We start from the raw sequence: 20,371 nt of genomic DNA, 5'->3' as shown, positions 1-20,371 counted from the left end.
GGCGTCTCCTTCGCTCGGTGCCTGGGTGCCGCCTGTTCCGGCCGTGCGCAAGCCCCTCAGCGGCGGAAGCGGATGTCGAGGCCGCGCGCCTTCCACCCCGCCTCGATCGCGTCGAGGTCCGTCAGCCCCGCGGGATTGGCGCGGGAAGGGCGGGTGTGCTGGCTCGGCTCGGCCTGCACGCGCCAGAGCGCGAGCAGGCGGGAGAGTTCGACCAGCGGCTCGGCATGGTCGTCCACCCGCAGGTTGATGTCGGGGAAATCCTCGGTCGTGGTGACGACGAGCGCGGCGGACTGCCTGCCGCGCCGGTCGCCGCCGGCGGCCTGGCCGGCGTGCAGCGCCTCCATCAGCCGCTCGGGCAGGGGCAGGTCGCGGCGCGCGGCGAAGACATCGGCCGTGCGCGCGACGACATCGCCATTCGCCAGCATGTTGCCGGCGACGGAAAAGCCGTCCCCCGCCACGCTGCCGCACCATTCGACGCAGTTCGCACCCGTGAAGGCGGCGACGCGGCCCTGCGCGTCCACCGCGTGGATCTGCCGCAGGCCGCGCCCTTCGTCGCCCGCCAGTGCGCTATCGAGCGCCAGCTGCGCCGAGAGCCCGCGCGCCATCCCCGCCAGCACGACGGGGCCGAGGTAGCGGTTGCTCATCGACTGGGTCGATACGGCGCCAACCCCGGTCTGGAGGAAGGGGCAGCTGGCGCCGACCGCGAGGTTGCAGGTGGTGACGGCGACCGCGTAGGCGCCGGTGTCGGGATCGCGGGCGACGATGGACCAGGTCATGGGCGGGCTCTCTCCGGGCTGGGGCGCCATCCTGCACGCGCGACGGCATGTTGACAGCCGGGGGGGCGCGGGCAGATGTGACGGCAAATGCCGACCCCGGGAGGATCCACGCCATGACGCCCACCGTCACCCGCCGCACGCTCGCCGGCCTGGCCGGCGCCTTCGCCATGCCGGGCCTTGTCCGCGCCGATGCCGCCTGGCCCGAGCGTCAGGTGCGCCTCGTCGTGCCCTTCGGGGCCGGCGGCGCGGTCGATACGCTGTCGCGCATCGTGGGCAACGCCTTCGGGGCGCACGCCAACGGCCAGACCCTGGTGGTCGAGAACCGGTCCGGCGCCGGCGGCACGATCGCCGGGCAGGCGGTCGCGCAGGCGCGCCCGGACGGCTACACGCTGATGATGGCCGATGTCGGCGCCAACGCGATCGGCAGGGTGCTGCAGCCGGGCCTCGCCTACGACCCGGCGACGGCCTTCACGCCGATCATCCACCTGGTGAACCTGCCGATCGTCATCATCGTGCCGGCGACGAGCCCGGTGCGGACCCTCGACGACCTCGTCGCCCAGGCGCGCGCGCGGGCGGACGGGATCACCTATGCCTCGCCCGGCGTGGGCCATGTCAGCCACCTGGCGGCCGAGCTGCTCGCGCGGCGGGCGGGCGTGAAGTTCACCGCGGTGCATTACCGCAGCGGCGCGGACGTGCTGCGCAGCGTCATCGCCAACGAGACCGCGTTCAGCTTCCCCTCGGTCTCCACCGCGCTGCCCTTCGTGCGGGAGGAGAAGGTGCGCGCCATCGCCATCGGCACGCCGCGCCCGGTGCCGGCGCTGCCCGGCGTGCCCGCCGTGTCCGCGCGCTACGAGGGCTTCGAGGCGATGACCTGGCACGGCATCAGCGCCCCGGCGGGGATGGACCCCGCGCTCGCCGCGCGCATCAACGCGGTGTTCCGCGCCATCATCACCAATGCGGAGGTGAAGTCCGCGGTCGAGACGCGGCAGGCGGCGGAAGTCATCGCCGGCAGCCCGGCGGACTTCGCCGCCCTGGTCGCCGGCGACATCGCCAAGTGGACGCCCGTGATCCGCGACGGAAACATCCGCGCGGAGTGATCAGCAGGCGAGGCGGTCGGCGAGATCCTCGAAGGAGGACGCGACCGCCTCCCAATCCGCTTCCGCGCGCGTGTCGGTCGACTGTGCCGGCCCGTGCTCGGTCGGCCGAAGCACGAAGGCGGTCTTGAGCCCCGCCTTCCGCGCCGCGGCGAGGTCGCCATTGTGCGCCGCGACCAGCGCGACCTCGCCCGGAGCTAGGCCCAGCACCTCCGCCGTGCGCAGATAGGCTTCCGGCTGCGGCTTGTAGGCCTGCGCGACCTCCGCGCCGAGGATCGCATCCCACGGGATGCCCGCGCGCTTGGCCATGTTGGCCAGCAGCAGGATGTTGCCGTTCGACAGCGGGGCGATGAAGTGGCGCGCCTTCAGGCGGATCAGCCCCGGGATCGTGTCCGGCCAGGGGTCGAGCCGATGCCAGGCGCGGTTCAGCCAGTCGAGCTCGGCCGCGGCGATGCCGCCGGGGTCGATGCCGTGGTCGCGCAGCACGCCGTCCAGGTTCTCCCGATGCAGCACGTCGAGTCGGGTGAAGGGGCGGCGGCCCGTGCGCACCTCCTCCATCGCCGGCTGGTAGCGCCGGCGCCAGGCATCGGCGAAGGCCGCCGGGTCGATCTCCGCGCGGCCATGGCGGGCGAGGAAGGTTCGCGCATCCCGCGCGATGCCGCTGCGCCAGTCGACGACGGTGCCGAACACGTCGAAGACGAGCGCCTTCACGCCAGGGAGCGCGCTCATTCCGCGGCCTTCGCCGGCTCGGGCTGCGCCCAGCGCTTCTCGAAGTCCCAGACCTCCGGAAAGCCCATCAGTTCCGTCATGCGCTTGAAGCCGTAGGATTCGCCGAGCGCGATGCTGTCGCCATGCTGCTTCAGGTGGCCGTAGACACGCTCCATCGCGGCCGCCATGGCGAGGAAGCCAACGGCCGGGTAGATCGCGATGGCGTAGCCGATCTCGGCCAGCTTCGCCGCCGGCAGCAGCGGCGTGCGGCCGCCCTCGACCATGTTGGCGAGCAGCGGCTTGTCGATGGCCTTGCCGATCGCGCGCATCTCCTCCTCGCTCTCGGGGCTTTCGATGAAGACGATGTCGGCGCCGGCATCGCCGAACATGCGGCCGCGGCGGATCGCTTCCTCGAGCCCAAGGGTGGTGCGCGCGTCGGTGCGCGCGACGATCAGGAAGTCGGGGCTCTGCCGTGCCTCGGCCGCGACCTTGATCTTGAGCACCATCTCCTCGGCGGGGATGACGCGGCGGCCGGGGGTGTGGCCGCACTTCTTGGGCATCTCCTGGTCCTCGAGCTGGATGCCCGAGATGCCGGCGGCCTCGTAGCCCAGGACTGTGTGGCGCACGTTCAGCAGGCCGCCATAGCCGGTGTCGGCATCGGCGATCATCGGCGTCTTCACGCCGCGCGCCATCTGGCCCATGCGCGTGACCATGTCGCTGTAGGTCGCGATGCCCGCATCGGCCACGCCCAGGTGCGAGGCCACGGTGCCGAAGCCGGTGCCGTAGAGGCAGTCGAAGCCCATGCCGTCGGCCACCTTGGCCGAGATCATGTCGAAGATGCCGGGCGCGACGATGAATCGCTTCGCCTGGAAGGCCTTGCGGAGGGCGGGGTTCGCCATGGTGCGGTTCCTACTGCTGCGGACGGATGTGGCCGGCCTGCGCGGCGGCGGCCCAGATGCGGTCGTCGCGCTGCATCGCTTCGAGCAGCGCGGCGGGCGGGCGGAAGTCGCGCTCGACGCCGAGGGCGACGAGGCGCTGCTGGAAGGCGGCATCGTCGAAGGCGCGCTGGACCGCGCCGCCGATCGTCGCCACCAGCGCAGGATCCATGCGCGGCGGGCCCAGCAGCGCCACCCAGCCGGAGAGGTCGAAGTCGGTCACGCCCTGTTCCGCCGCGGTCGGCGCATCCGGGAAATAGGGTGTGCGCGTGCCGGTCGAGACGGCGAGGACGCGCACCCGCCCCGTGCCGATATGCGGCATGGCGCTGACGGTGCTGGTCCAGCCGGTCGGCAGGTGGCCCGCGACGATATCGTTCATCAACTGCCCGCCGGAGCGGTAGGCGACGTCGGGCATGTCCACGCCCGCCCGGCGCGCGAGTTCCTGGCCGATGAAGGAGGACAGCGCCTCCGTACTGCCGGTGCCAACGCGGCCCGGGTTGCGCTTCGCGTGCTCGACCATGGCGCGCAGGCTGTCGAAGGGCTGGTTCGCGCCGGCCACGAGCACCATCGTGTTCCGCGTCAGCATCGCGATGGGCGAGAAGTCGCGGATCGGATCGAAAGGCATGGATGGCAGGTGGTAGCGGTTCATCACATGCGTCGAGACCACCATGAGCAGCGTGTGCCCATCCGGTTCCGCGCGCGCGACGACTTCCGACCCCACCACGCCGGCGGCACCCGCGCGATTCTCGACGATGATCGGGTGGGGCAGGGCGGGGCGCAGCGCCTCGGCCGTCGCGCGGGCGAGGATGTCCGTCCCGCCGCTCGCGGCATAGGGGACGATGAGCCGCACCGGGCGCTGCGGCCAGGGCGCGCCCTGCGCGGCGAGCGGCGCCGGCGCGGCGAGGGCGGCGGCGGCGAACAGCAGCGGGCGGCGGCGAAGGGTCATGGCGGTTTCTCCCTGGGCGCGACATTCCCCCGGCACGCCGCCCCTGTAAACGCCCCGGCTTCCGCGCCAGGATGCGCCCCACGCAACCCAGGGGAACGCCCATGCCCGCCAGCGACCTCGCCGCCATCGAAGCCGTGCTGCAGACCTATTTCGACGGCCTGCACGAAGGGGACACCGCCAAGCTCGACGCCGCCTTCCATCCCTGCGCGCATCTCTATTCCGACAAGGACGGGGTGGTGCAGGACCTGCCGCGGGAACAGTGGTTCGAATGGGTCCGCTCGCGCGAGAACCCGAAGGCCAAGGGCCTGGCGCGCGACGACCGGATCCTGATGCTCGACCAGTCCGGGCCCGAGACGGCGATGGCCAAGGTCGCCTGCCAGATCCCGCCGCGCTACTTCACCGACTACCTGGTGTTCCTGAAGACGCAGCAGGGCTGGAAGATCGTCAGCAAGGTGTTCCGCACGGACGTGCGGGAGTAGGGGGGCGGCGCGCGGCCGCCCCGCCCCGCTTCAGTCGACGCGCGCGCCGGAGGCACGGACGATCGGCACCCACTTGTCGATCTCCGAGGCGATGAAGGCGCGCGTCGCATCGGGCGTCATGCCCTCCGGGATCGTGTTGCCCAGCGCGATGAGCCGGTCGCGGACGTCCGGCTGCTTCAGCACCTCGGCGATCTGCTCGTACAGGAACTGGCGGATCGGCGCGGGCGTGCCGAGGGTGGTGGACCACGGCGTCCAGGTCGTCGCCTGGAAGGCCGGCAGCCCCGCTTCCGCCGCCGTCGGCACGTCGGGCGCCATGGGGGAGCGCTGCGGCGTCGCGATGACCAGGCCGCGCACCGCGCCGGTGCGGATCGGCTCGCTGACGAAGGAGATGGTGTCGGCCTGGAAGGAGATGCGCCCCCCCAGCAGGTCCTGGAAGGCCGCGGCGGACCCGCGATAGGGCACGTGCTGCGCCTGCACGCCCATCAGGTGCAGCATCAGCGCCGCGGCGATGTGGCCCGTGGTGCCGTTGCCGGAGGAGCCGAAGTCGAAGCGGTTCGGGTTGGCGAGCAGCTGCGCCCGGAACTCGGCCAGCGTTCGGGCTGGGAAGTTGTTGTTCACCACCAGCACGATCGCCGAATGGCTGGAGATGGTGATGTGGTCCACGCCGGTCAGCGGATGCACGCGCAGCCGCTCGCCATAGAGCCCGACATTCAGCGTGTGGGATCCAAGCGCGCCGACCAGCAGCGTGTAGCCGTCCGGCGGCGTCTGCGCGACGGTCTCGAAGGCGACGGTGCCGCCGCCGGAGGGACGGTTCTCGACCACGAATTGCTGGCCGAGCCGGGCGGAGAGCGCGCCGGAGACGAGCCGCGCGTTGATGTCCGCATTGCCGCCCGGCGCGAGCGCCACGACGACGCGCACCGGCCGGTTCGGATAATCCGTCCCCGGCGCGCGCGGCTGCGCCAGCGCGGGCAGGGCGGCGAGCGCGAGCGCGGCGCCGAGGAGCGTCCTCTTAAGCATGTCGTATCCTCCCGGTGTCTCGTTATCCGATGGAATGTTCCAGCACGCCGACGCGCTCGACTTCCATGCGCAGCACGTCGCCCGGCTGAAGGTAGCGCGGCGGGTCGCGGAAATGGCCGACGCCGGCGGGCGTGCCCGTGGCGATCACGTCGCCCGGCTCGAGTGTCATGTAGCGGCTGATGAAGGCGATCAGCGCGGGCACGGGGAAGATCAGGTCGCGCGTGTTGCCGTGCTGCACCTCCTCCCCGTTCAGCCAGCAGCGGATGTCGAGCGCCCAGGGCTCGCCCACCTCGTCCGCCGTGGCGAGGCAGGGGCCCATCGGGCAGAAGCCGTCCATGCCCTTGGCGAAGGAGGTCATGGCGAGCGGCACGTCGAACTGGAATTCCCGTGCGCTGACATCGTCCAGCACCGTGTAGCCGGCGACGTGGTCGAGCGCGGTCTGCTCGTCCACCTCCTTCGCGCGGCGGCCGATGACGACGCCCAGTTCCGCCTCCCAATCCGGCTTCTTCACGGCGGGCGGGATGCGCACCACGGCGCCCGGGCCGATGACGGAGGATGCGGGCTTCATGAAGATGCGCGGCGCCTCGAGCTTCGGCCCGCCCACTTCCTTCGCGTGGTCACCGTAGTTGCGCCCGATGCCGAGGATCTTTCCGGGTTTCAGCGGCGCGAGAAGGCGGGCCGCGGAGAGCGGCGACCGCAGCGCCGCGTTCTCCGCCCGCGCGGCGAAGGCGATGGCGCGGCCGGCCGCGACCATCGCCGCCTCGTTCGCGATCAGCGCGACCATGTCGTCGGGGATGATGGCCGCGCCGGCCGGATCCTCCCCGCCCGCGCGCATCGCCGCCGCCAGCGCCGGGCGCAGCAGCGCGACCTCCTCCCCGACCAGCCCGCCGAGCGCGGGCCCCTCGACCGTGACGAGCCTCATGCCGCGAGTGCCCCGTAGTCGAGGTTCGCCATCACCTGCACGCGCAGGATGAAGCGGTGCTCGTCCGGGCCGTAGTCGGCGACGGCGTTGTGGATGGTGCCGATGTTGTCCCACATCAGCACGTCGCCCTCGGTCCATTCGTGGCTGTAGAGGTATTTTTCTTGCGCCTGGTGGCGGAACAGGTAGTCGAGCAGCGCGTCGCTCTCGGCCCGCTCCATCCCCTCGACATACATGGCGTAGCCGGAATTGCAGTAGAGCACCGGCCGGCCCGTGATCGGGTGGATGCGCACCAGGGGTTGGGAGACGGGCGGCTTCTTGGCGCGCTGCTCGGGCGTCAGCGGCCCGCGGATCGAACCGGGGCGGATGCGCATCATGTCCCAGAACTTCTCGAAGTCGTGGATCGCGGTGCGGCCCGCGATGCGCGCCTTCACCTCCGCCGGCAGGTCGTCATAGGCCGCGTGCATGTTGCGGAACTGCGTGCAGCCCAGGACGCGGCCATTGCGCCGCGGCACGCGCTTGGCGTGCAGCACGTTCGCGAGCGCGATCTCCTTCGAATAGGACATGTCCGTGTGCCAGCCCTGGCCGGCATCCGACAGGCCGAGCGGCTTGCCGTTCGCGTCCTTCATGTTGGACAGGTGCATCACTTCCGGATGCCCTTCCGCATGGAACAGGTTGGCGACGTTCACCTCGAGCTCGCCGAAGCGGCTGCCGAAGGCGGACAGCGCGGGGGCATCGAGGTCCTGCGCCGGGAAGCACAGCACACCGTACTGGCCGAGCGCGCGCAGCACGGTCTTGAAATCGCCGGCCGACAGCTCGCGCGAGAGGTCGATATCCTCCACGCGCGCGCCGAGCCCGGCATTGTTCGGGGTGATCCGCATCGCGACGCTCCTCGGTCTTCTTGGCCGGGAAGGTGCGATGCGGGCCGCGCCCCGTCAACGCGGCGGCTTCCCCGGTGCGCGGGGCTGCGCCAGCATGGCGGCATGGAAACGAAGCCCCGGATCGTCGTCCTTGGCGGCGGCATTGTCGGCCTCTGCGTCGCCTGGCACCTGGCGCGCCGCGGCCTCGCCCCCCTGGTGCTGGACGCTGCCCGGCCGCACGCCGCCACCACCGGCAATGCCGGGGCGATCAGCCACGGCTCAGTCGCGCCGCTCGCCATGCCCGGCGTGCTGCGCCAGGTGCCGCAGATGCTGATGGACCCCGCGGGCGCGCTGCACATCCCCGCCCGCTACTGGCTGCGCGCCGTGCCGTGGCTCGCGCGCTTCGTGCTCTCCGCGCAGCGGCCGAAGGTCGAGGCGGCGGCGGCGGCACTCGGCTCCCTGCTGTTCAGCGCGCCGGAGCGGCATCGGGAGATCCTGCTCGCCGAGGGCGCGACCGACCTGATCCGCGAGCAGGGGCAGATGTACCTGTACCGCGACGACGCGCAGATGGCGAAGGACGCGGCGGGGCTCGAACTGCGCCGCCGCCACGGGCTGCGGATGGAGGTGCTGGACCGCGCCGGGCTCGCGGCGCTCGAACCCGCTGTCGCGCCGGCCTATACCCGCGCGGTCTTCCTGCCCGACCATGGGTCCTGCGTGAACCCGGCGCGGCTGGCGCGGGTGGTTGCCGACGGCGTGCGCCGGATGGGCGGCGAGATCCGCGGCGGGGAGGCGCGGCGGATCCTGCTCGACGGCCGCCGGGTGCGCGGCGTGGCGACCGAGGCGGCGGATGTCCCGGCCGACATCGTGGTGCTCGCGGCCGGCGCCTGGTCGGCCCGCCTGCTCGCACCGCTCGGCATCCAGGTGCCGCTCGAGACCCAGCGCGGCTACCACATGATGCTGCCGGCGGCCGGCGTCACGCCGGGGCGCATCCTCTCGCCCGCCGATCGCAAGGTGTTCATCTCGCCGATGGAGGACGGGCTGCGCGTCGCGGGCTCGGTGGAGATCGCCGGCCTCGACGCGCCGCCGAACGAGACACGGGCACGGCTGCTGCTGGGCGACCTGCGCGCCGTCTTCCCCGAGGTGAACACCGACGGCGCGACATCCTGGATGGGCCACCGCCCCTGCCTGCCGGACAGCGTGCCCTGCCTGGGGCCGCTCAAGACCTGGGACGGCATCTGGTGCGCCTTCGGCCACGGGCACCTGGGCGTCACCGGATCCGCGCCGACGGGTGCGGTGCTCGCGCAGGCAATCGCCGGCGACAATCCGAACTTCGACTTCGCGCCCTTTTCGGCGGAACGGTTCTAGGCCGCGAGGCGCAGGATCGCCGCCACGTCCTGCACGTCGCGCACCGGGCGCGGGTTGGTCGCGATCGGCGCATCCCCCGTCCAGCGCGCGGCGAGGTCGGGGATGTCCTCCGCCCCGATGCCCTGTTCGGACAGCCGCGTCGGCAGGCCGAGGCTTCTGACGAAAGCCTCGATCGCCGGGCCGGCTTCCTCGGCCCCCAGCAGATGCGCGATGTCGCGCTGGCGCTGCTCGTTTACAGGGGCGTTCCAGCGCATCACTGCGTGCAGCATCAGGCACGAGGTGACGCCGTGCGGCACGCCGCGCGCCGCGCCCAGGATGTAGCCGATGCCGTGGCTCGCGCCGACCGGCACGCCGGCCCAGCCGCCCATCACGGACAGCCAGGCCGCCTGCTGCGCGGCGCCGCGCGCGGCGAGATCCTCCGGGTGCCGCCGGATTCGCGGCAGCGCGTCCGCGAGCATCAGCATCGCCTGGCGGGAGACGGCGTCGGAGAAGGGGGAGGGCGCGGTGGAGCACCAGCGTTCCGCCGCGTGGTCGAAGGCACGGATTCCGGAGGACAGCAGCAACTCAGCCGGCGTCTCGGCCGTCGCCGCCGGGTCGAGGATGACCGCGCGCGGCACCATCCAGGGGTCGAGCGCGCGATGCTTCCGCCCCGCCGCGAGATCCGTGTAGCCCGCATGCGGGGCGAATTCGGCGGCCGAAAGCGTCGTCGGCACCGCGACGATCCGTGGCGTGGGGGGCGCGCCGTCCCAGTTGCCGGGTGCCGCGCCGCGCGAGGCCGCCGCGGCGATCAGCGATCCGGCCTCCACGATGCCGCGCCAGACCGCGAGGCAGGCGACCTTCGACCCATCGATCACCGACCCGCCGCCGAGGGCGACGACGAGATCGGCCTCGGCCTCCCGCAGCAGCGCGGCGAGGGCGAGCACGTCCTCGACCGGGCTGTGCGCGCGCATGGCCGAGAAGGTGGCAACGAGGCGCGGGCCGATCGCCTCCGCCGCGCGGTTCGCGAGCGCGCCGCCGGCCAGCGAGCGCGTCATGACCAGCACGACGCGCGCGGCGTCGGCCACTTCGCGCGGCAGCGCGTCGGCCAGGTCCGCGCCGTGATGGACGCGGCCCTGGGCTGGCCATTGGTGCAGGCTCGCGGCCATCGCCGTCCTCCCCTCGATGCGCGGGGAGGATGCGGCGCGGCCGCGGCCGCGGCAACTACTGCGCGGCGGCCAGCGCCGCCTGGCGCTGCGGCACCAGGTGCTTCACCTTGGGCAGCACCTCGTTCTGCAGCAGGCCGAGCGAGGTCTTCCACGCCTCCGCGCTTTCCATGTAGTCGAAGCCGAAGACGAGCAGCTGACCGAAGCCGCCGACCTCGTGGTAGATGCGCTCGAGCTTCTCGGCGACCGTGGACGGGCTGCCGACGATCCAGTTGTGCTTCGCGCAGTATTCGACCGTGACGTCGGAATCAGGCACGGACGGATCGTGCTTCAGGTAGTCCTTGAAGCCGAACTGGGCGAGCAGCTGGAGGAAGTATTCCCCCATCATGCGGCCCATGTGCGATCCGACGGACATCCGCCAGGCTTCCTCGTCGGTCTCGGCGACTAAGACCTCCCGCACCAGGCGCCAGTCGCCGCGCCAGGGCGTGCGGCCGGATTTGCGCGCACCGGCCTCGACGCTGTCCCAGTGGGAGGAGACATAGGCCGGGTTCAGGTTGAGCGAGAGCGGCAGGAAGCCCTTCTCCCCCGCCAGCTTCAACGTGTCGGAATTCTTCGACAGGCCGGCGACGCCGATCGGCGGATGCGGCTTCTGGAACGGCTTGATGTGCGGCTTGAGGAAGCCGAACATCGTGCCCGGCTTGTCCACCTTCCAGAACTTGCCTTCGTGGTGGAAGGGCTCGTCCTCGGTCCAGAGGCGGAGGATGATGTCGAGCGCTTCCCGCGTCATGTCGCGGTTGGCCCCGGACATGCCGTCCACGTTGAACATGGCCCAGTCGGATGGCAGGCCGCTCGCCGCCACGCCGAAATTGAGCCTGCCTTCGCTGAGGTGGTCGAGCATCGCGACGCGGTTCGCGAGCTCGGCGGGGTGGTGGTAGGGCAGCAGGAAACCGCCGGGCCCGATGCGCAGACGCTTGGTCTGCAGCAGCGCCTGCGCGATCAGCAGGTCGGGCGAGGGGTGCGGTTCCCAGGGGGCAGTGTGGTGCTCGCCGATCCAGGCTTCGGTGAAGCCCATCTCATCCAGCCAGCGGAGCACCTGGAGATCCCAGTCGTGCCCTTCCTTGAGGCCACGCTCGGGCGGGTGGGACGGCATGGCGAAATAGCCGAATTCCATCGGTCGCTTCCTCCTCCAACTCTTTTCGTTGGAGGCAGCATCGATCCGGTGCGGTGCAGCATGCAACCCAAAAGCGAAAGTCTCAGCCGCGCTGCGCCTTGTCGGCGGCGTTGCGCGCCTGGATGCGCGCGCGCGCCGCGGCCCAATCCTCGTCGGTCCAGGCGAGGTAGTCCTGGAAGCCGCCGCCCGCCGTCAGCCAGTTGCCGCCATCGAGCGCGATCGTCTCCCCGTTGATCCAGATGGGGGAAAGCAGGAAGGCGGCGAGGTCGCCGATATCCTGCGGCGTGCCGATCCGCTTCATCGGGTTCGTCCCGGCGGCGCGCTGCTCCGGGCTGTTCTCCCCGGGACGGAGCCGCGCCAGCATGCCCTCGGTCGGGATCAGGCCGGGCGCGATGGCGTTGAGCCGGATGCCGTGCCGCCCCCATTCCACCGCGAGCGACTTCGTCATCGCGTCGATCCCCGCCTTGGACATGGCCGAGGGCACGACGAAGGGCGCGCCGGTGCGCACCCAGGTGACGATGATCGACACCACCGCGCCGCCCGTCCTCTCGCGGATCCAGCGCCTGCCCAGCGCCTGCGTCACCTGGAAGGTGCCGTGGAAGACGATGTCGGCGATGGCGTGGAAGGCGCGGTGGGAGAGGTCCTCCGTCCGGCTGACGAAGTTGCCGGCGGCGTTGTTGATCAGGTGCGTCGCCGGCCGTCCTTCCGCCCACATGGCGGCGACGGCGGCTTCCACCGCCTCCGGGTCCTTGATGTCGACCGCGCGGGCATGGGCGCGCCCCGGGTGCCGCGCGTTCATCTCGGCGGCGGTGGCGGCCACCACCTCGCCGCGCCGGCCCCAGATCTCGACCGCGGCGCCAAGGGAGAGCATCCGCTCCGCCATCATGCGCCCGAGGCCCGTGCCGCCGCCGGTCACGAGCACGCGGGCGCCGTCGAACAGCCCGTCGCGGAACATGCGCGCTATTCCGCCGCGAGGAAGCGGCTGAAGTCCGGCTTGCGCTTTTCCTGGAAGGCGGCGACGGCTTCCGCCGCCTCGGGCCCGCGCAGCAGAGCGCCGAAGCGGGCGAATTCCTCGGTCATGTGGGCGGACAGCGCATCCTCGCCCGCCTGGCGCAGCAGGCGCTTGGTGGTGGCCATGGCGGCGGGCGGCTTGGCGGCCAGCCTGCGCGCGACGCCTTCGGACGTCGCCATCAGCTCGGCGACGGGGACCACCGCATTGACGATGCCCGCGCGCAGCGCGGTGGCCGGCGGGAAGGCGTCGCCCAGCATCAGCAGTTCGTTCGCCAGCAACTGCCCGCCGCGCTGCGGGATCAGCAGGGAGGACCCGCCTTCCGGGCACAGGCCGAGATCGACGAAGGGCATGCGGAACACCGCGCCTTCCGCCGCATAGACGAAGTCGCAATGCAGCAGCATCGTGGTGCCGATGCCTACCGCGTAGCCCGCAACGGCCGCCACCACCGGCTTGGGGCAGGCGCGCAGCGCGGCGAGGAATTCCCGCGCGGGGGAGGGCACGTCCGCGGCCTCCCCCCCGCGCGCCTTGAAGTCGCCCACGTCGTTGCCCGAGGTGAAGCACTCCGTCCCGCCGGTGATCAGCACCGCGCGCACGGCGGATGCGCCCGCGGCGTCGCGCAGCGCCGCGGCCATCGCCGCGTACATGCCGCGCGTCAGGGCGTTCTTCTTCTCCGGCCGGGCGATGCGGATGGTGCGCAGCCCGGCATCGTCGGTGACCTCGATCTCGCTCATGGCGTCCTCCGCTTCCTTCAGACCATGATCGGCGGAACGGCCGCCTCGATCCAGCGCGCAATCGCGATCGCGCGTTCATCCTGGTGCGGCTGCGTCGTCACCGCGATGCCGAGGGGCATGCCCTCCACCGCCATGCGCGGCACCGTCACGACCGGGCAGCCAAGGCCGGAGGAGGCGGTGTTCATGATCGGATTGCCCGTGGTGTGGAGGATCCGGTTGGTCGAGCCGCCGGTATCCCCCGGCAGCGGCGCCGGGCCGCAGGCGGGCAGGCCGATGAAGGCATCGATCTCGCCGGCCAGCGCGGCCTGGGCGGCGCGCATCTCCTCCCGCTGAAGCAGCCGCGCGCGGTATTGCGGCAGGGTCACGGAACAGCCGAGCTCGAAGCGCGCCTTCAGGCTCTCGCTCAGCGCATCCGGGTTCTTCGCCATCATGTTCGCGACCGACCAGGCGCTTTCATAGGCGCAGACATCGGTGGCGAGCGCCATCGCGCCCAGCACGCGCTGTTCCAGCGCCTCCAGCAGCGGATGGTCGCCGCGGCGCAGGATGGCGACGCCCTGCGCGCGCAGCGCGTCGAGCGCCTTCTCGAAGGCCGCGATGGCCTTGGGCTCCGCGAGCGGCCAGCCTTCGGTCTCGAGCACCGCGAGGCGCCTGGGCCGGAGCGCGGGCGGCGGATCCTCCGCGGTGAAGTACAGCCCCGGCGCGCCGGGATCGCCGCCGACGCGCTTCACGATCTCGACCGCCACCTGCCACATATCCTCGGCGCAGCCGGCATGGATGCCGACGGTGGACTGCGAGAAGCCCTGCCTCTCGCCGCGGTTGATCCCGCCCTGGGTCGGCTTCAGCGCCCAGTTGGCGTTGAAGGAGGCCGGGCGGATCACGCTGCCCAGCACCTGCGTGCCGATCGCCGCCGGCAGCATGCGCGCGCTGATAACGGCGCCGGAGCCGGAGGAGGAGCCGCCCGGCGTCCGTCGCAGGTCGAAGGGATGCCGCGTCGGTCCCGGATGGGACATGCCGAGTTCCGTCGTGACCGTCTTGCCGACGATCACCGCGCCCGCCTGGCGCAGCGCCTGCACCAGCGCCGAATCCCGCCCCGGCCGACTCCCTCTGTAGAAGGCGCTGCCCATCTCGGTCGGCAGGTCGCGGGTTTCCAGCAGGTCCTTGATGCCGATCGGCATGCCGTCGATGGACGAGAGCGGCGCACCCGCGCGCCAGCGTTCCGTGCTGGCGTCGGCGGCGGCGCGCGCGCCCTCCTCGTTCAGGCTGGCGAAGGCGCGCACCTCGGGCTCCCGCGCGGCGATGGTGGCCAGGCAGCGCTCCAGATAGGCGCGCGGCGTGTCCGACCCGTCGCGGAAGGCGGTCCGCGCATCGTGGAAGGTCAGGGGGCGAAAGGTCTCGGGCGAATAATCCATGGCGCGTCTCCTCGGGCGGCATGCTCGCCCGCGCGCCGGGCAGCGTCCAGGCTTGCCAGGGCGCGCGACGCGCCGATGATGCGCGATGACGACACGGGAAGGGGACGCCATGGCGCGCAAGGTCATGTTCATCACGGGCGGCACGCGCGGCATCGGCGCGGCGACGGCACGCCTCGCCGCCGCGCGCGGCTGGGACCTCGCGCTGACCTATCGCAGCCAGGCCGCGCGGGCGGAGGAGACGGCCGCCGCCTGCCGCGCCGCCGGCGCGCGCGTGCTGCTGCTGCCGGGCGACGCGGCGAAGGAGGCCGACATCCTCGCCGCCTACGACGCCACGCAGCGGGAATTCGGCCGCATCGACGCCGTGGTGAACAATGCCGGCATCACGGGCGGAAAGATCCTTCTCGCCGATACGACCGAGGCGGATTGGCGCGGCGTCTTCGATCCGAACGTGATCGGCCTCGCGCTGTCCTGCCGGGAAGCGGTGCGGCGGATGTCCACGAAGCGCGGCGGGGCGGGCGGCGTGATCGTGAACGTGTCCTCCCGCGCCTCGGAACTCGGCAGCGGCGGGGAGTGGATCCACTACGCGGCGAGCAAGGGCGCGGTCGACAGCCTGACCATCGGCCTTTCGCGCGAAGTGGCGCAGGAGGGGATGCGGGTGAACGCCGTGAACCCGGGCCTGATCGACACCGAGATCCATGCCGCCTCGGGCCAGCCGGACCGCGTCGGGCGGCTCGCGCCCGGCGTGCCCATGGGCCGCGCCGGGCGGGCGGAGGAGGTAGCGGAATGCATCCTGTTCCTCGCCTCCGACGCCGCCTCCTACGTCACGGGGGCCTGCCTGCCGGTGGGCGGCGGGCGGTAGCGCGTCAGTCCGCGCCGCGCGGCTCGGCGGGTTCCTGCACCGCCGTGTCGCGCTCCCAGCCCTCATGCTCCAGCACCAGGGTCTCGATCGCAACGAGGTTCGCGTTGGCGTCGAGCTCGGGCAGCGGGGCGTAGCGGGACGGCCAGCAGCGGAACACCATCCAGGCCATCACGATCTGCCCGGCCTCGTTCATCAGCTCGATCCGGATGTCCTTGCGGAAGTCGCCGAGCGCCATCTCCCGCCCCGCGGCATGGACGCGGTTCGCCCAGGCCTCGAATTCGGCGTCGTGGGTGATGCCGCGCTCGAGCGTGATGGGTTCGAAGCGCGTCAGCCCCGGCGATTTGCGGAGCGCGTTGGCGTCGCCGCCGTCGCGGTGCAGCACCACCTCCGTGCTGCGCGCCAGGCCGCTGAGACGGCTGATGCCCGCCACCGGCCTGCCGTCCCACACCACCCGGAACCGATGCGCCTTGTAGGGATCGACGCGGCCCGGGTTGACGCTGAAGGGCGGCATCAGCCGGGCGCCAGCACGGGCCTGCGCGCGGCGCAGAACTCCTCCACCGCCGCGACGAAGCGGGCGCAATCGGCCTCCGTCACCGGCAGCATCAGCGCGACCATGCCGCGCCGCGCGAGATAGAGGCCCGCGGCGAGCATGTCGAAGAAGAACAGCTCCCGCATCTGCTCCTCCTCCACCGTCGCCTTGTAGGGCGCGGTGATGGGGCCGCGCCGGAAATGCGGACTAAGCATGGATCCGGCACCCGTGAAGTGCATCGCCACGCCATGCTTCGCGCAGGCGGCGTTGAGCGCGGCCTTGAGCGCTTCCCCGCGCGCGAAGAGCGCCTCGGCCTCGGCGGCGCCAAAAATCTCGCCCAGGGCGACGCAGCCGGCGGCCATGGACAGCACGTTGTTGTTGAAGGTGCCGGCATGGGGCATCGCGCCCGGCCGGTGCCCGTCGAACATCGCCATCACGTCGCGCCGCCCGCCGAAGGCGCCGAAGGACATGCCGCCCGCCATGTACTTCCCGAAGGTCGTCATGTCCGGCGTGATGCCCAGGCGCTGCTGCAGCCCGCCAAAGCCGTGGCGGCTCGTCATGACCTCGTCGAAGATCAGCAGCGCGCCGGCTTCGTTGGTCGCGTCGCGCAGCGCCTGGAGTAACTCCCGCGTCGCGGGGATGCAGCCGGCGGATCCCTGCATCGGCTCCACGATCACGGCGGCCAGCGCGTCGCCCGCCTCGCGGATCGCGCGCGCGGCACCCGCCGCGTCGTTGTAGTCCGCGAAGCGCATCGGGATGGGCAGGTTCACCGGCGATGTCGGCACGCCGACGGGGAAGGTGAAGACGCCGCCATGGTAGCCGCCGCGGAAGGCCAGCACTTCCGTCCGCCCGGTGAAGCCGCGGGCGCCGGCCAGCGCCATGATGTTCGCCTCGGTGCCCGAATTGGTGAAGCGCACCTGCTCGACGGACGGGAAGCGCCCGCAGATCAGCGCGGCGAGCTTGCCTTCGTTCTCGCCCACGGCGGCGAGGTTGATGCCGCGATCCATCGCCGCCTTCACGGCATCGAGGATTCGCGTCTCCGAATGCCCGAACAGGCCCGCCGTGTACTCGCCGCAGAAATCGAGATACTCGCGCCCATCCGCATCCCACACCCGCGCGCCCTCCCCGCGCACCATCGCGGTGGGGAAGGGGGTGTAGAACAGCACCGTGCGGGTGTTGCCGCCGGCCAGCACGTCCCGCGCCTTGGCGTGGATCGCCGCGCTCTTCGGGCGGGCGGCGGAATAGGCCTCCCGCGCCTCGATCAGCGCGGCCTCCAGGTCGCTGTTGCGCGGATCGCGCGGGGCATCGAGCGGGCTCATCGGGGCCTCCCTGGCAGCGGCGCGGAAGGCTCGCGCCCCAGCGCGGGGGCGTCAACGGGAAAGGGGCTTCGCCGCGGCGACGGCCGGGGCTAGCCTCGGGCCATGGCAACCGTCTACGGCATGGCGCCTTCCGGCAATTGCTGGAAGGTCGCGCAGATCCTGCGCCTGACCGGCACCCCGTTCCGCTGGGTGGAGGTCGACACCAATGGCGGGGAGACGCGCAGCCCCGAATTCCTCCGCCGCAACCCCTTCGGCAAGGTGCCGGTGCTGGAACTCGACGACGGCACGGTGATCGTGGAATCGAACGCGATCCTGCTGCATGTCGCCGAAGGCACACCATGGCTGCCCGCCCCGGGCCTGCCGCGCACCCGCGTGATGGAATGGCTGTTCTTCGAGCAGTACAGCCACGAGCCCTACATCGCCGTCGCCCGCAACATCCGCGCCTATCTCGGCACGGCCGCGCAGGAAGCCGATCGGCTGAAGCGCTGCGACGAGGGCGGGGCCCGCGCGCTGGATGCGATGGAACATCGCCTCGCCGTGCATGACTGGCTGACCGATGCGGGCCCGACGATCGCGGACCTGGCGCTCTTCGCCTACACGCATGTGGCGGATGAGGGCGGCTTCGACCTTTCGCGCTGGCCCGGCGTCGCGGCCTGGGTGGCGCGCCTCGCCGCGCTGCCGGGCATCGTGACGCTGCCGCGCAAGGCGGCGGCATGAACCCCCGGCGGAGCGACGCGATCGTAATCGGCGGCGGGCTGGTGGGTGCCGCCATCGCGCTCGGCCTGCGCGACCACGGGCTCGATACGGTGCTGCTGGACGAGGGCGACATCGCCCATCGCGCCTCCCGCGGGAATTTCGGCCTCGTCTGGGTGCAATCGAAGGGGCTCGGCGCGCCCTGGTACCAGCGCTGGACGCGCGGTTCGGCCGGGGAATGGCCGGCGCTGGCCGCGGACCTCGCCACGCGGACGGGGCTGGACCTCGCGCTCCAGCAGCCCGGCGGCGTGCATCTCTGCCTGAGCGAGGAGGAATTCGAGGACCGGGCCGGCCGCATGGCGCGGATGCAGGCCGAAGCCGGCAACCACGGCTTCGACTACCGCATGATCCGTGCGCCCGAATTGCGGGACATGCTCCCGGGCCTCGGCCCTTCCGTCGTCGGCGCCTCCTTCACGCCTTACGACGGCCACGCCAGCCCGCTTGCCCTGCTGCAGGCGCTGCACCGCGCCTTCGTCGCGCAGGGCGGCGCCTATGTGCCGGAAGCGAAGGTCACCGCCGCCACCGCCGCGCCGCATGACTTCGGCGTCGAGACGCCGGCCGGCGCCTTCGCCGCGCCGCGCATCGTGCTCGCCGCCGGGCTCGGCAATGCGGAACTCGCGCCGCGCTTCGGCCTTGCCGCCCCCGTCCGCCCGCAGCGCGGCCAGGTGCTGGTGACGGAACGCGCGCGGCCCGTCCTGCCCATGCCCACCACCACGGTGCGGCAGACGGGGGAAGGGACGATCATGCTCGGCGACAGCATGGAGGAGGTCGGCTTCGACATCCGCCAGTCGCCCCCCGTGATGGCCGAGATCGCCCGCCGCGCCGCGCTGTCCTTCCCCTGGGTCGGCGACCTTTCGATCGTCCGTGCGTGGTCGGCGCTGCGCGTCATGGCCCCGGACGGGCTGCCCATCTACGACCAGTCGGAACGTTTCCCCGGCGCCTTCACCGCCAATTGCCATTCCGGCGTGACGCTGGCCGGCGCGCATGCGCGGATGCTCGCGCCGATGATCGCGGCCGGCGCGCTCGACCCCATGCTCGACCCCTTCACCGCGAGGCGCTTCGATGTTCCGCGCGCGGCCTGATGCGCGCCCGGCCACGATCCCGGTGATCGTGGAGGGGGCGGAGATCCTGGTCCCCGAGGGGGCCAGCGCGGCCGCCGCCGTGCTGCTCGCGGGCCTGGACGCCATCCGGGAAACGCCGGTCACCGGAAGCCCGCGCCTGCCGCTCTGCCAGATGGGCGTCTGCTTCGACTGCCTCGCCACCATCGACGGCGTGCCGAACCGCCAGGCCTGCATGGTGCCGGTCGCCCCCGGCATGCGCATCGCCCGCCAGCACGGCGCGCGGGAATCCGGGGCATGAGCCCCGAATACGACCTCGCCATCGTCGGCGCGGGCCCGGCGGGGATGGCCGCCGCGGCGGAAGCGAGCGCCCATGGCCTGTCCGTGCTCGTCATCGACGAGAACGCGGCCCCCGGCGGCCAGGTGTTCCGCGCCGCCGAGGCGGCCGCGCGCGATCCCGCCGTGGCGCCGGAGATCGCGCCCGGCCTGTCCCTGGTCGCCGCCTTCCGCGCGAGCGGGGCGACCTACCGGCCCGCCACCGTGCTGTGGCACCTCGACCCGGCGGAAGGGCTGCTCAGCCTCGCCGACGCCGATGGCTGCTCGGAGGTCCGCGCGCGGCGCGTGCTGCTCGCGACGGGCGCGCAGGAAAGGCCGGTGCCGATCCCGGGCTGGACGTTGCCCGGCGTGATGACCGCGGGCGCGGCGCAGATCCTCCTCAAGACCGGGGGCCTGGTGCCGTCCGGCGCGACCGTGTTGGCGGGCCAGGGGCCGCTGCTGTGGCTGCTGGCCGTGCAGCTGGCGCGCGCCGGGGCGGCGCCGCTGGTGCTGGAGACGCGGCGTATGTCGGTCGCGGCCGCGCTGGCCCGCGCGGGGGGCGGCCTGATCGCCGGGCGCGGCCTGATCGCCAAGGGCCTGGCACTGATGGCCGAGGCGCGGCGGCTCGGCGTGCGCGTGATCCGCGGCGTGCGCGGCCTCCGCGCGGAAGGGGAGGGCCGCGTCGCTCGCGTCGCCTGGCAGGGCGCCAGCGCGCCCTGCGACACGCTGCTGCTGCATGAGGGGGTGATCCCCTCCACCCATGTCTCCCGCGCCATCGGCCTGGATCATGCCTGGGACACGGCGCAGTCCTGCTGGCGCCCGGCCGTGGATGCCTTCGGCGCAACGAGCGACCCGCGCGTCGCGGTCGCCGGCGACGGGGCGGGCATCGGCGGCTGGGAAGCGGCCTTCGCGTCGGGGCGGCTCGCCGCGCTCGACGCCGCGGCGCGGCTCGGCGCCATCACGCCGGCGGACCG

22 protein-coding genes are annotated in these 20,371 nt (G+C 72.4%); 8 read left to right on the top strand and 14 right to left on the bottom strand.

Going from position 1 to position 20,371, the window contains the following annotated elements; genetic code table 11:
- Positions 1-56: 56 nt before the first annotated feature.
- Complete coding sequence (locus J5Y09_RS16795; protein ID WP_209352974.1) at positions 57-776, bottom strand: DUF1028 domain-containing protein; 720 nt, start codon at positions 774-776, stop codon at positions 57-59.
- A 113-nt stretch (positions 777-889) separates the two neighbouring features.
- Between J5Y09_RS16795 and J5Y09_RS16790 the strand changes: the two genes are divergently transcribed.
- Entirely contained in the window at positions 890-1,873 is a 984-nt protein-coding gene (locus J5Y09_RS16790) for a Bug family tripartite tricarboxylate transporter substrate binding protein (RefSeq protein ID WP_209352973.1), read from the top strand.
- Here J5Y09_RS16790 and J5Y09_RS16785 read toward each other — a convergent pair whose 3' ends face one another.
- The 3 genes from J5Y09_RS16785 to J5Y09_RS16775 are packed head-to-tail and all read right to left on the bottom strand — an operon-like array spanning position 1,874 to position 4,459.
- Positions 1,874-2,599, bottom strand: a complete 726-nt coding sequence (locus tag J5Y09_RS16785) for a haloacid dehalogenase type II (protein ID WP_209352972.1) — start codon at positions 2,597-2,599, stop codon at positions 1,874-1,876. It lies immediately after the preceding gene.
- Positions 2,596-3,477 carry an isocitrate lyase/PEP mutase family protein gene (locus tag J5Y09_RS16780; protein WP_209352971.1) on the bottom strand — a complete coding sequence of 294 codons (882 nt, stop codon included), beginning with the start codon at positions 3,475-3,477 and terminating at the stop codon, positions 2,596-2,598. Before J5Y09_RS16780 ends, J5Y09_RS16785 begins: the two co-directional genes overlap by 4 nt.
- A 10-nt stretch (positions 3,478-3,487) precedes the next feature.
- On the bottom strand, positions 3,488-4,459 hold the full coding sequence (locus J5Y09_RS16775) for a tripartite tricarboxylate transporter substrate binding protein (RefSeq protein ID WP_209352970.1): 972 nt from the start codon (positions 4,457-4,459) through the stop codon (positions 3,488-3,490).
- Between the two features lie 101 nt (positions 4,460-4,560).
- Between J5Y09_RS16775 and J5Y09_RS16770 the strand changes: the two genes are divergently transcribed.
- The gene (locus J5Y09_RS16770) at positions 4,561-4,938 is read left to right on the top strand and encodes a nuclear transport factor 2 family protein (RefSeq protein WP_209352969.1); all 378 of its coding nucleotides are present in this window, start codon (positions 4,561-4,563) and stop codon (positions 4,936-4,938) included.
- Between the two features lie 30 nt (positions 4,939-4,968).
- On the opposite strand, the gene J5Y09_RS16765 is transcribed toward J5Y09_RS16770, so the two are convergent.
- Genes J5Y09_RS16765 through J5Y09_RS16755 form a run of 3 tightly spaced genes read right to left on the bottom strand, consistent with a single transcriptional unit; the run spans position 4,969 to position 7,755 of the window.
- A complete protein-coding gene (locus tag J5Y09_RS16765) occupies positions 4,969-5,955 on the bottom strand; it encodes a Bug family tripartite tricarboxylate transporter substrate binding protein (RefSeq protein ID WP_209352968.1) in 987 nt (328 codons plus the stop codon).
- Positions 5,956-5,977: 22 nt separating this feature from the next.
- Positions 5,978-6,877, bottom strand: coding sequence for a fumarylacetoacetate hydrolase family protein (locus tag J5Y09_RS16760; RefSeq protein WP_209352967.1), 900 nt, complete (start codon positions 6,875-6,877; stop codon positions 5,978-5,980).
- Positions 6,874-7,755 carry a TauD/TfdA dioxygenase family protein gene (locus J5Y09_RS16755; protein WP_209352966.1) on the bottom strand — a complete coding sequence of 294 codons (882 nt, stop codon included), beginning with the start codon at positions 7,753-7,755 and terminating at the stop codon, positions 6,874-6,876. Before J5Y09_RS16755 ends, J5Y09_RS16760 begins: the two co-directional genes overlap by 4 nt.
- Positions 7,756-7,857: 102 nt before the next feature.
- On the opposite strand from J5Y09_RS16755, the gene J5Y09_RS16750 reads away from it, so the two are divergent.
- Positions 7,858-9,099: an NAD(P)/FAD-dependent oxidoreductase gene (locus J5Y09_RS16750; RefSeq protein WP_209352965.1), complete on the top strand. Its 1,242-nt coding sequence runs from the start codon at positions 7,858-7,860 to the stop codon at positions 9,097-9,099.
- Here the strand turns inward: J5Y09_RS16750 and J5Y09_RS16745 are convergent.
- The 5 genes from J5Y09_RS16745 to J5Y09_RS16725 form a co-directional block, all read right to left on the bottom strand.
- Entirely contained in the window at positions 9,096-10,244 is a 1,149-nt protein-coding gene (locus tag J5Y09_RS16745) for an iron-containing alcohol dehydrogenase (RefSeq protein WP_209352964.1), read from the bottom strand. The genes J5Y09_RS16750 and J5Y09_RS16745 overlap by 4 nt on opposite strands.
- A gap of 55 nt (positions 10,245-10,299) precedes the next feature.
- Positions 10,300-11,412: an LLM class flavin-dependent oxidoreductase gene (locus J5Y09_RS16740; RefSeq protein WP_209352963.1), complete on the bottom strand. Its 1,113-nt coding sequence runs from the start codon at positions 11,410-11,412 to the stop codon at positions 10,300-10,302.
- Between the two features lie 82 nt (positions 11,413-11,494).
- Positions 11,495-12,367: an SDR family oxidoreductase gene (locus J5Y09_RS16735; RefSeq protein ID WP_209352962.1), complete on the bottom strand. Its 873-nt coding sequence runs from the start codon at positions 12,365-12,367 to the stop codon at positions 11,495-11,497.
- 5 nt (positions 12,368-12,372) lie between these two features.
- Entirely contained in the window at positions 12,373-13,155 is a 783-nt protein-coding gene (locus J5Y09_RS16730) for an enoyl-CoA hydratase-related protein (protein WP_209352961.1), read from the bottom strand.
- Between the two features lie 17 nt (positions 13,156-13,172).
- On the bottom strand, positions 13,173-14,564 hold the full coding sequence (locus tag J5Y09_RS16725; protein WP_209352960.1) for an amidase: 1,392 nt from the start codon (positions 14,562-14,564) through the stop codon (positions 13,173-13,175).
- Between the two features lie 109 nt (positions 14,565-14,673).
- On the opposite strand from J5Y09_RS16725, the gene J5Y09_RS16720 reads away from it, so the two are divergent.
- A complete protein-coding gene (locus J5Y09_RS16720; RefSeq protein WP_209352959.1) occupies positions 14,674-15,423 on the top strand; it encodes an SDR family oxidoreductase in 750 nt (249 codons plus the stop codon).
- 4 nt (positions 15,424-15,427) lie between these two features.
- On the opposite strand, the gene J5Y09_RS16715 is transcribed toward J5Y09_RS16720, so the two are convergent.
- Positions 15,428-15,934 (bottom strand): phage tail protein, encoded by a 507-nt coding sequence (locus J5Y09_RS16715; RefSeq protein WP_209352958.1) that lies wholly within the window; start codon positions 15,932-15,934, stop codon positions 15,428-15,430.
- Complete coding sequence (locus J5Y09_RS16710; protein WP_209352957.1) at positions 15,934-17,271, bottom strand: aspartate aminotransferase family protein; 1,338 nt, start codon at positions 17,269-17,271, stop codon at positions 15,934-15,936. Before J5Y09_RS16710 ends, J5Y09_RS16715 begins: the two co-directional genes overlap by 1 nt.
- A gap of 102 nt (positions 17,272-17,373) precedes the next feature.
- On the opposite strand from J5Y09_RS16710, the gene J5Y09_RS16705 reads away from it, so the two are divergent.
- From J5Y09_RS16705 to J5Y09_RS16690, 4 genes are all read left to right on the top strand, one after another.
- A complete protein-coding gene (locus J5Y09_RS16705; protein WP_245217194.1) occupies positions 17,374-17,988 on the top strand; it encodes a glutathione S-transferase family protein in 615 nt (204 codons plus the stop codon).
- Positions 17,985-19,106 carry an NAD(P)/FAD-dependent oxidoreductase gene (locus J5Y09_RS16700; protein ID WP_209352956.1) on the top strand — a complete coding sequence of 374 codons (1,122 nt, stop codon included), beginning with the start codon at positions 17,985-17,987 and terminating at the stop codon, positions 19,104-19,106. Before J5Y09_RS16705 ends, J5Y09_RS16700 begins: the two co-directional genes overlap by 4 nt.
- A complete protein-coding gene (locus J5Y09_RS16695; protein WP_209352955.1) occupies positions 19,087-19,383 on the top strand; it encodes a (2Fe-2S)-binding protein in 297 nt (98 codons plus the stop codon). The genes J5Y09_RS16700 and J5Y09_RS16695 overlap by 20 nt, the downstream gene beginning before the upstream one ends.
- Positions 19,380-20,371 (top strand): NAD(P)/FAD-dependent oxidoreductase (locus J5Y09_RS16690; RefSeq protein ID WP_209352954.1); only part of this gene is annotated, 992 nt, incomplete at its 3' end. The genes J5Y09_RS16695 and J5Y09_RS16690, both read left to right, overlap by 4 nt.

The organism is Roseomonas nitratireducens, from assembly GCF_017813355.1.
Taxonomy (GTDB): domain Bacteria; phylum Pseudomonadota; class Alphaproteobacteria; order Acetobacterales; family Acetobacteraceae; genus Neoroseomonas; species Neoroseomonas nitratireducens.
Note: the sequence above shows the minus strand (reverse complement) of the source record. Positions and strands in the feature narration are given on the sequence as shown.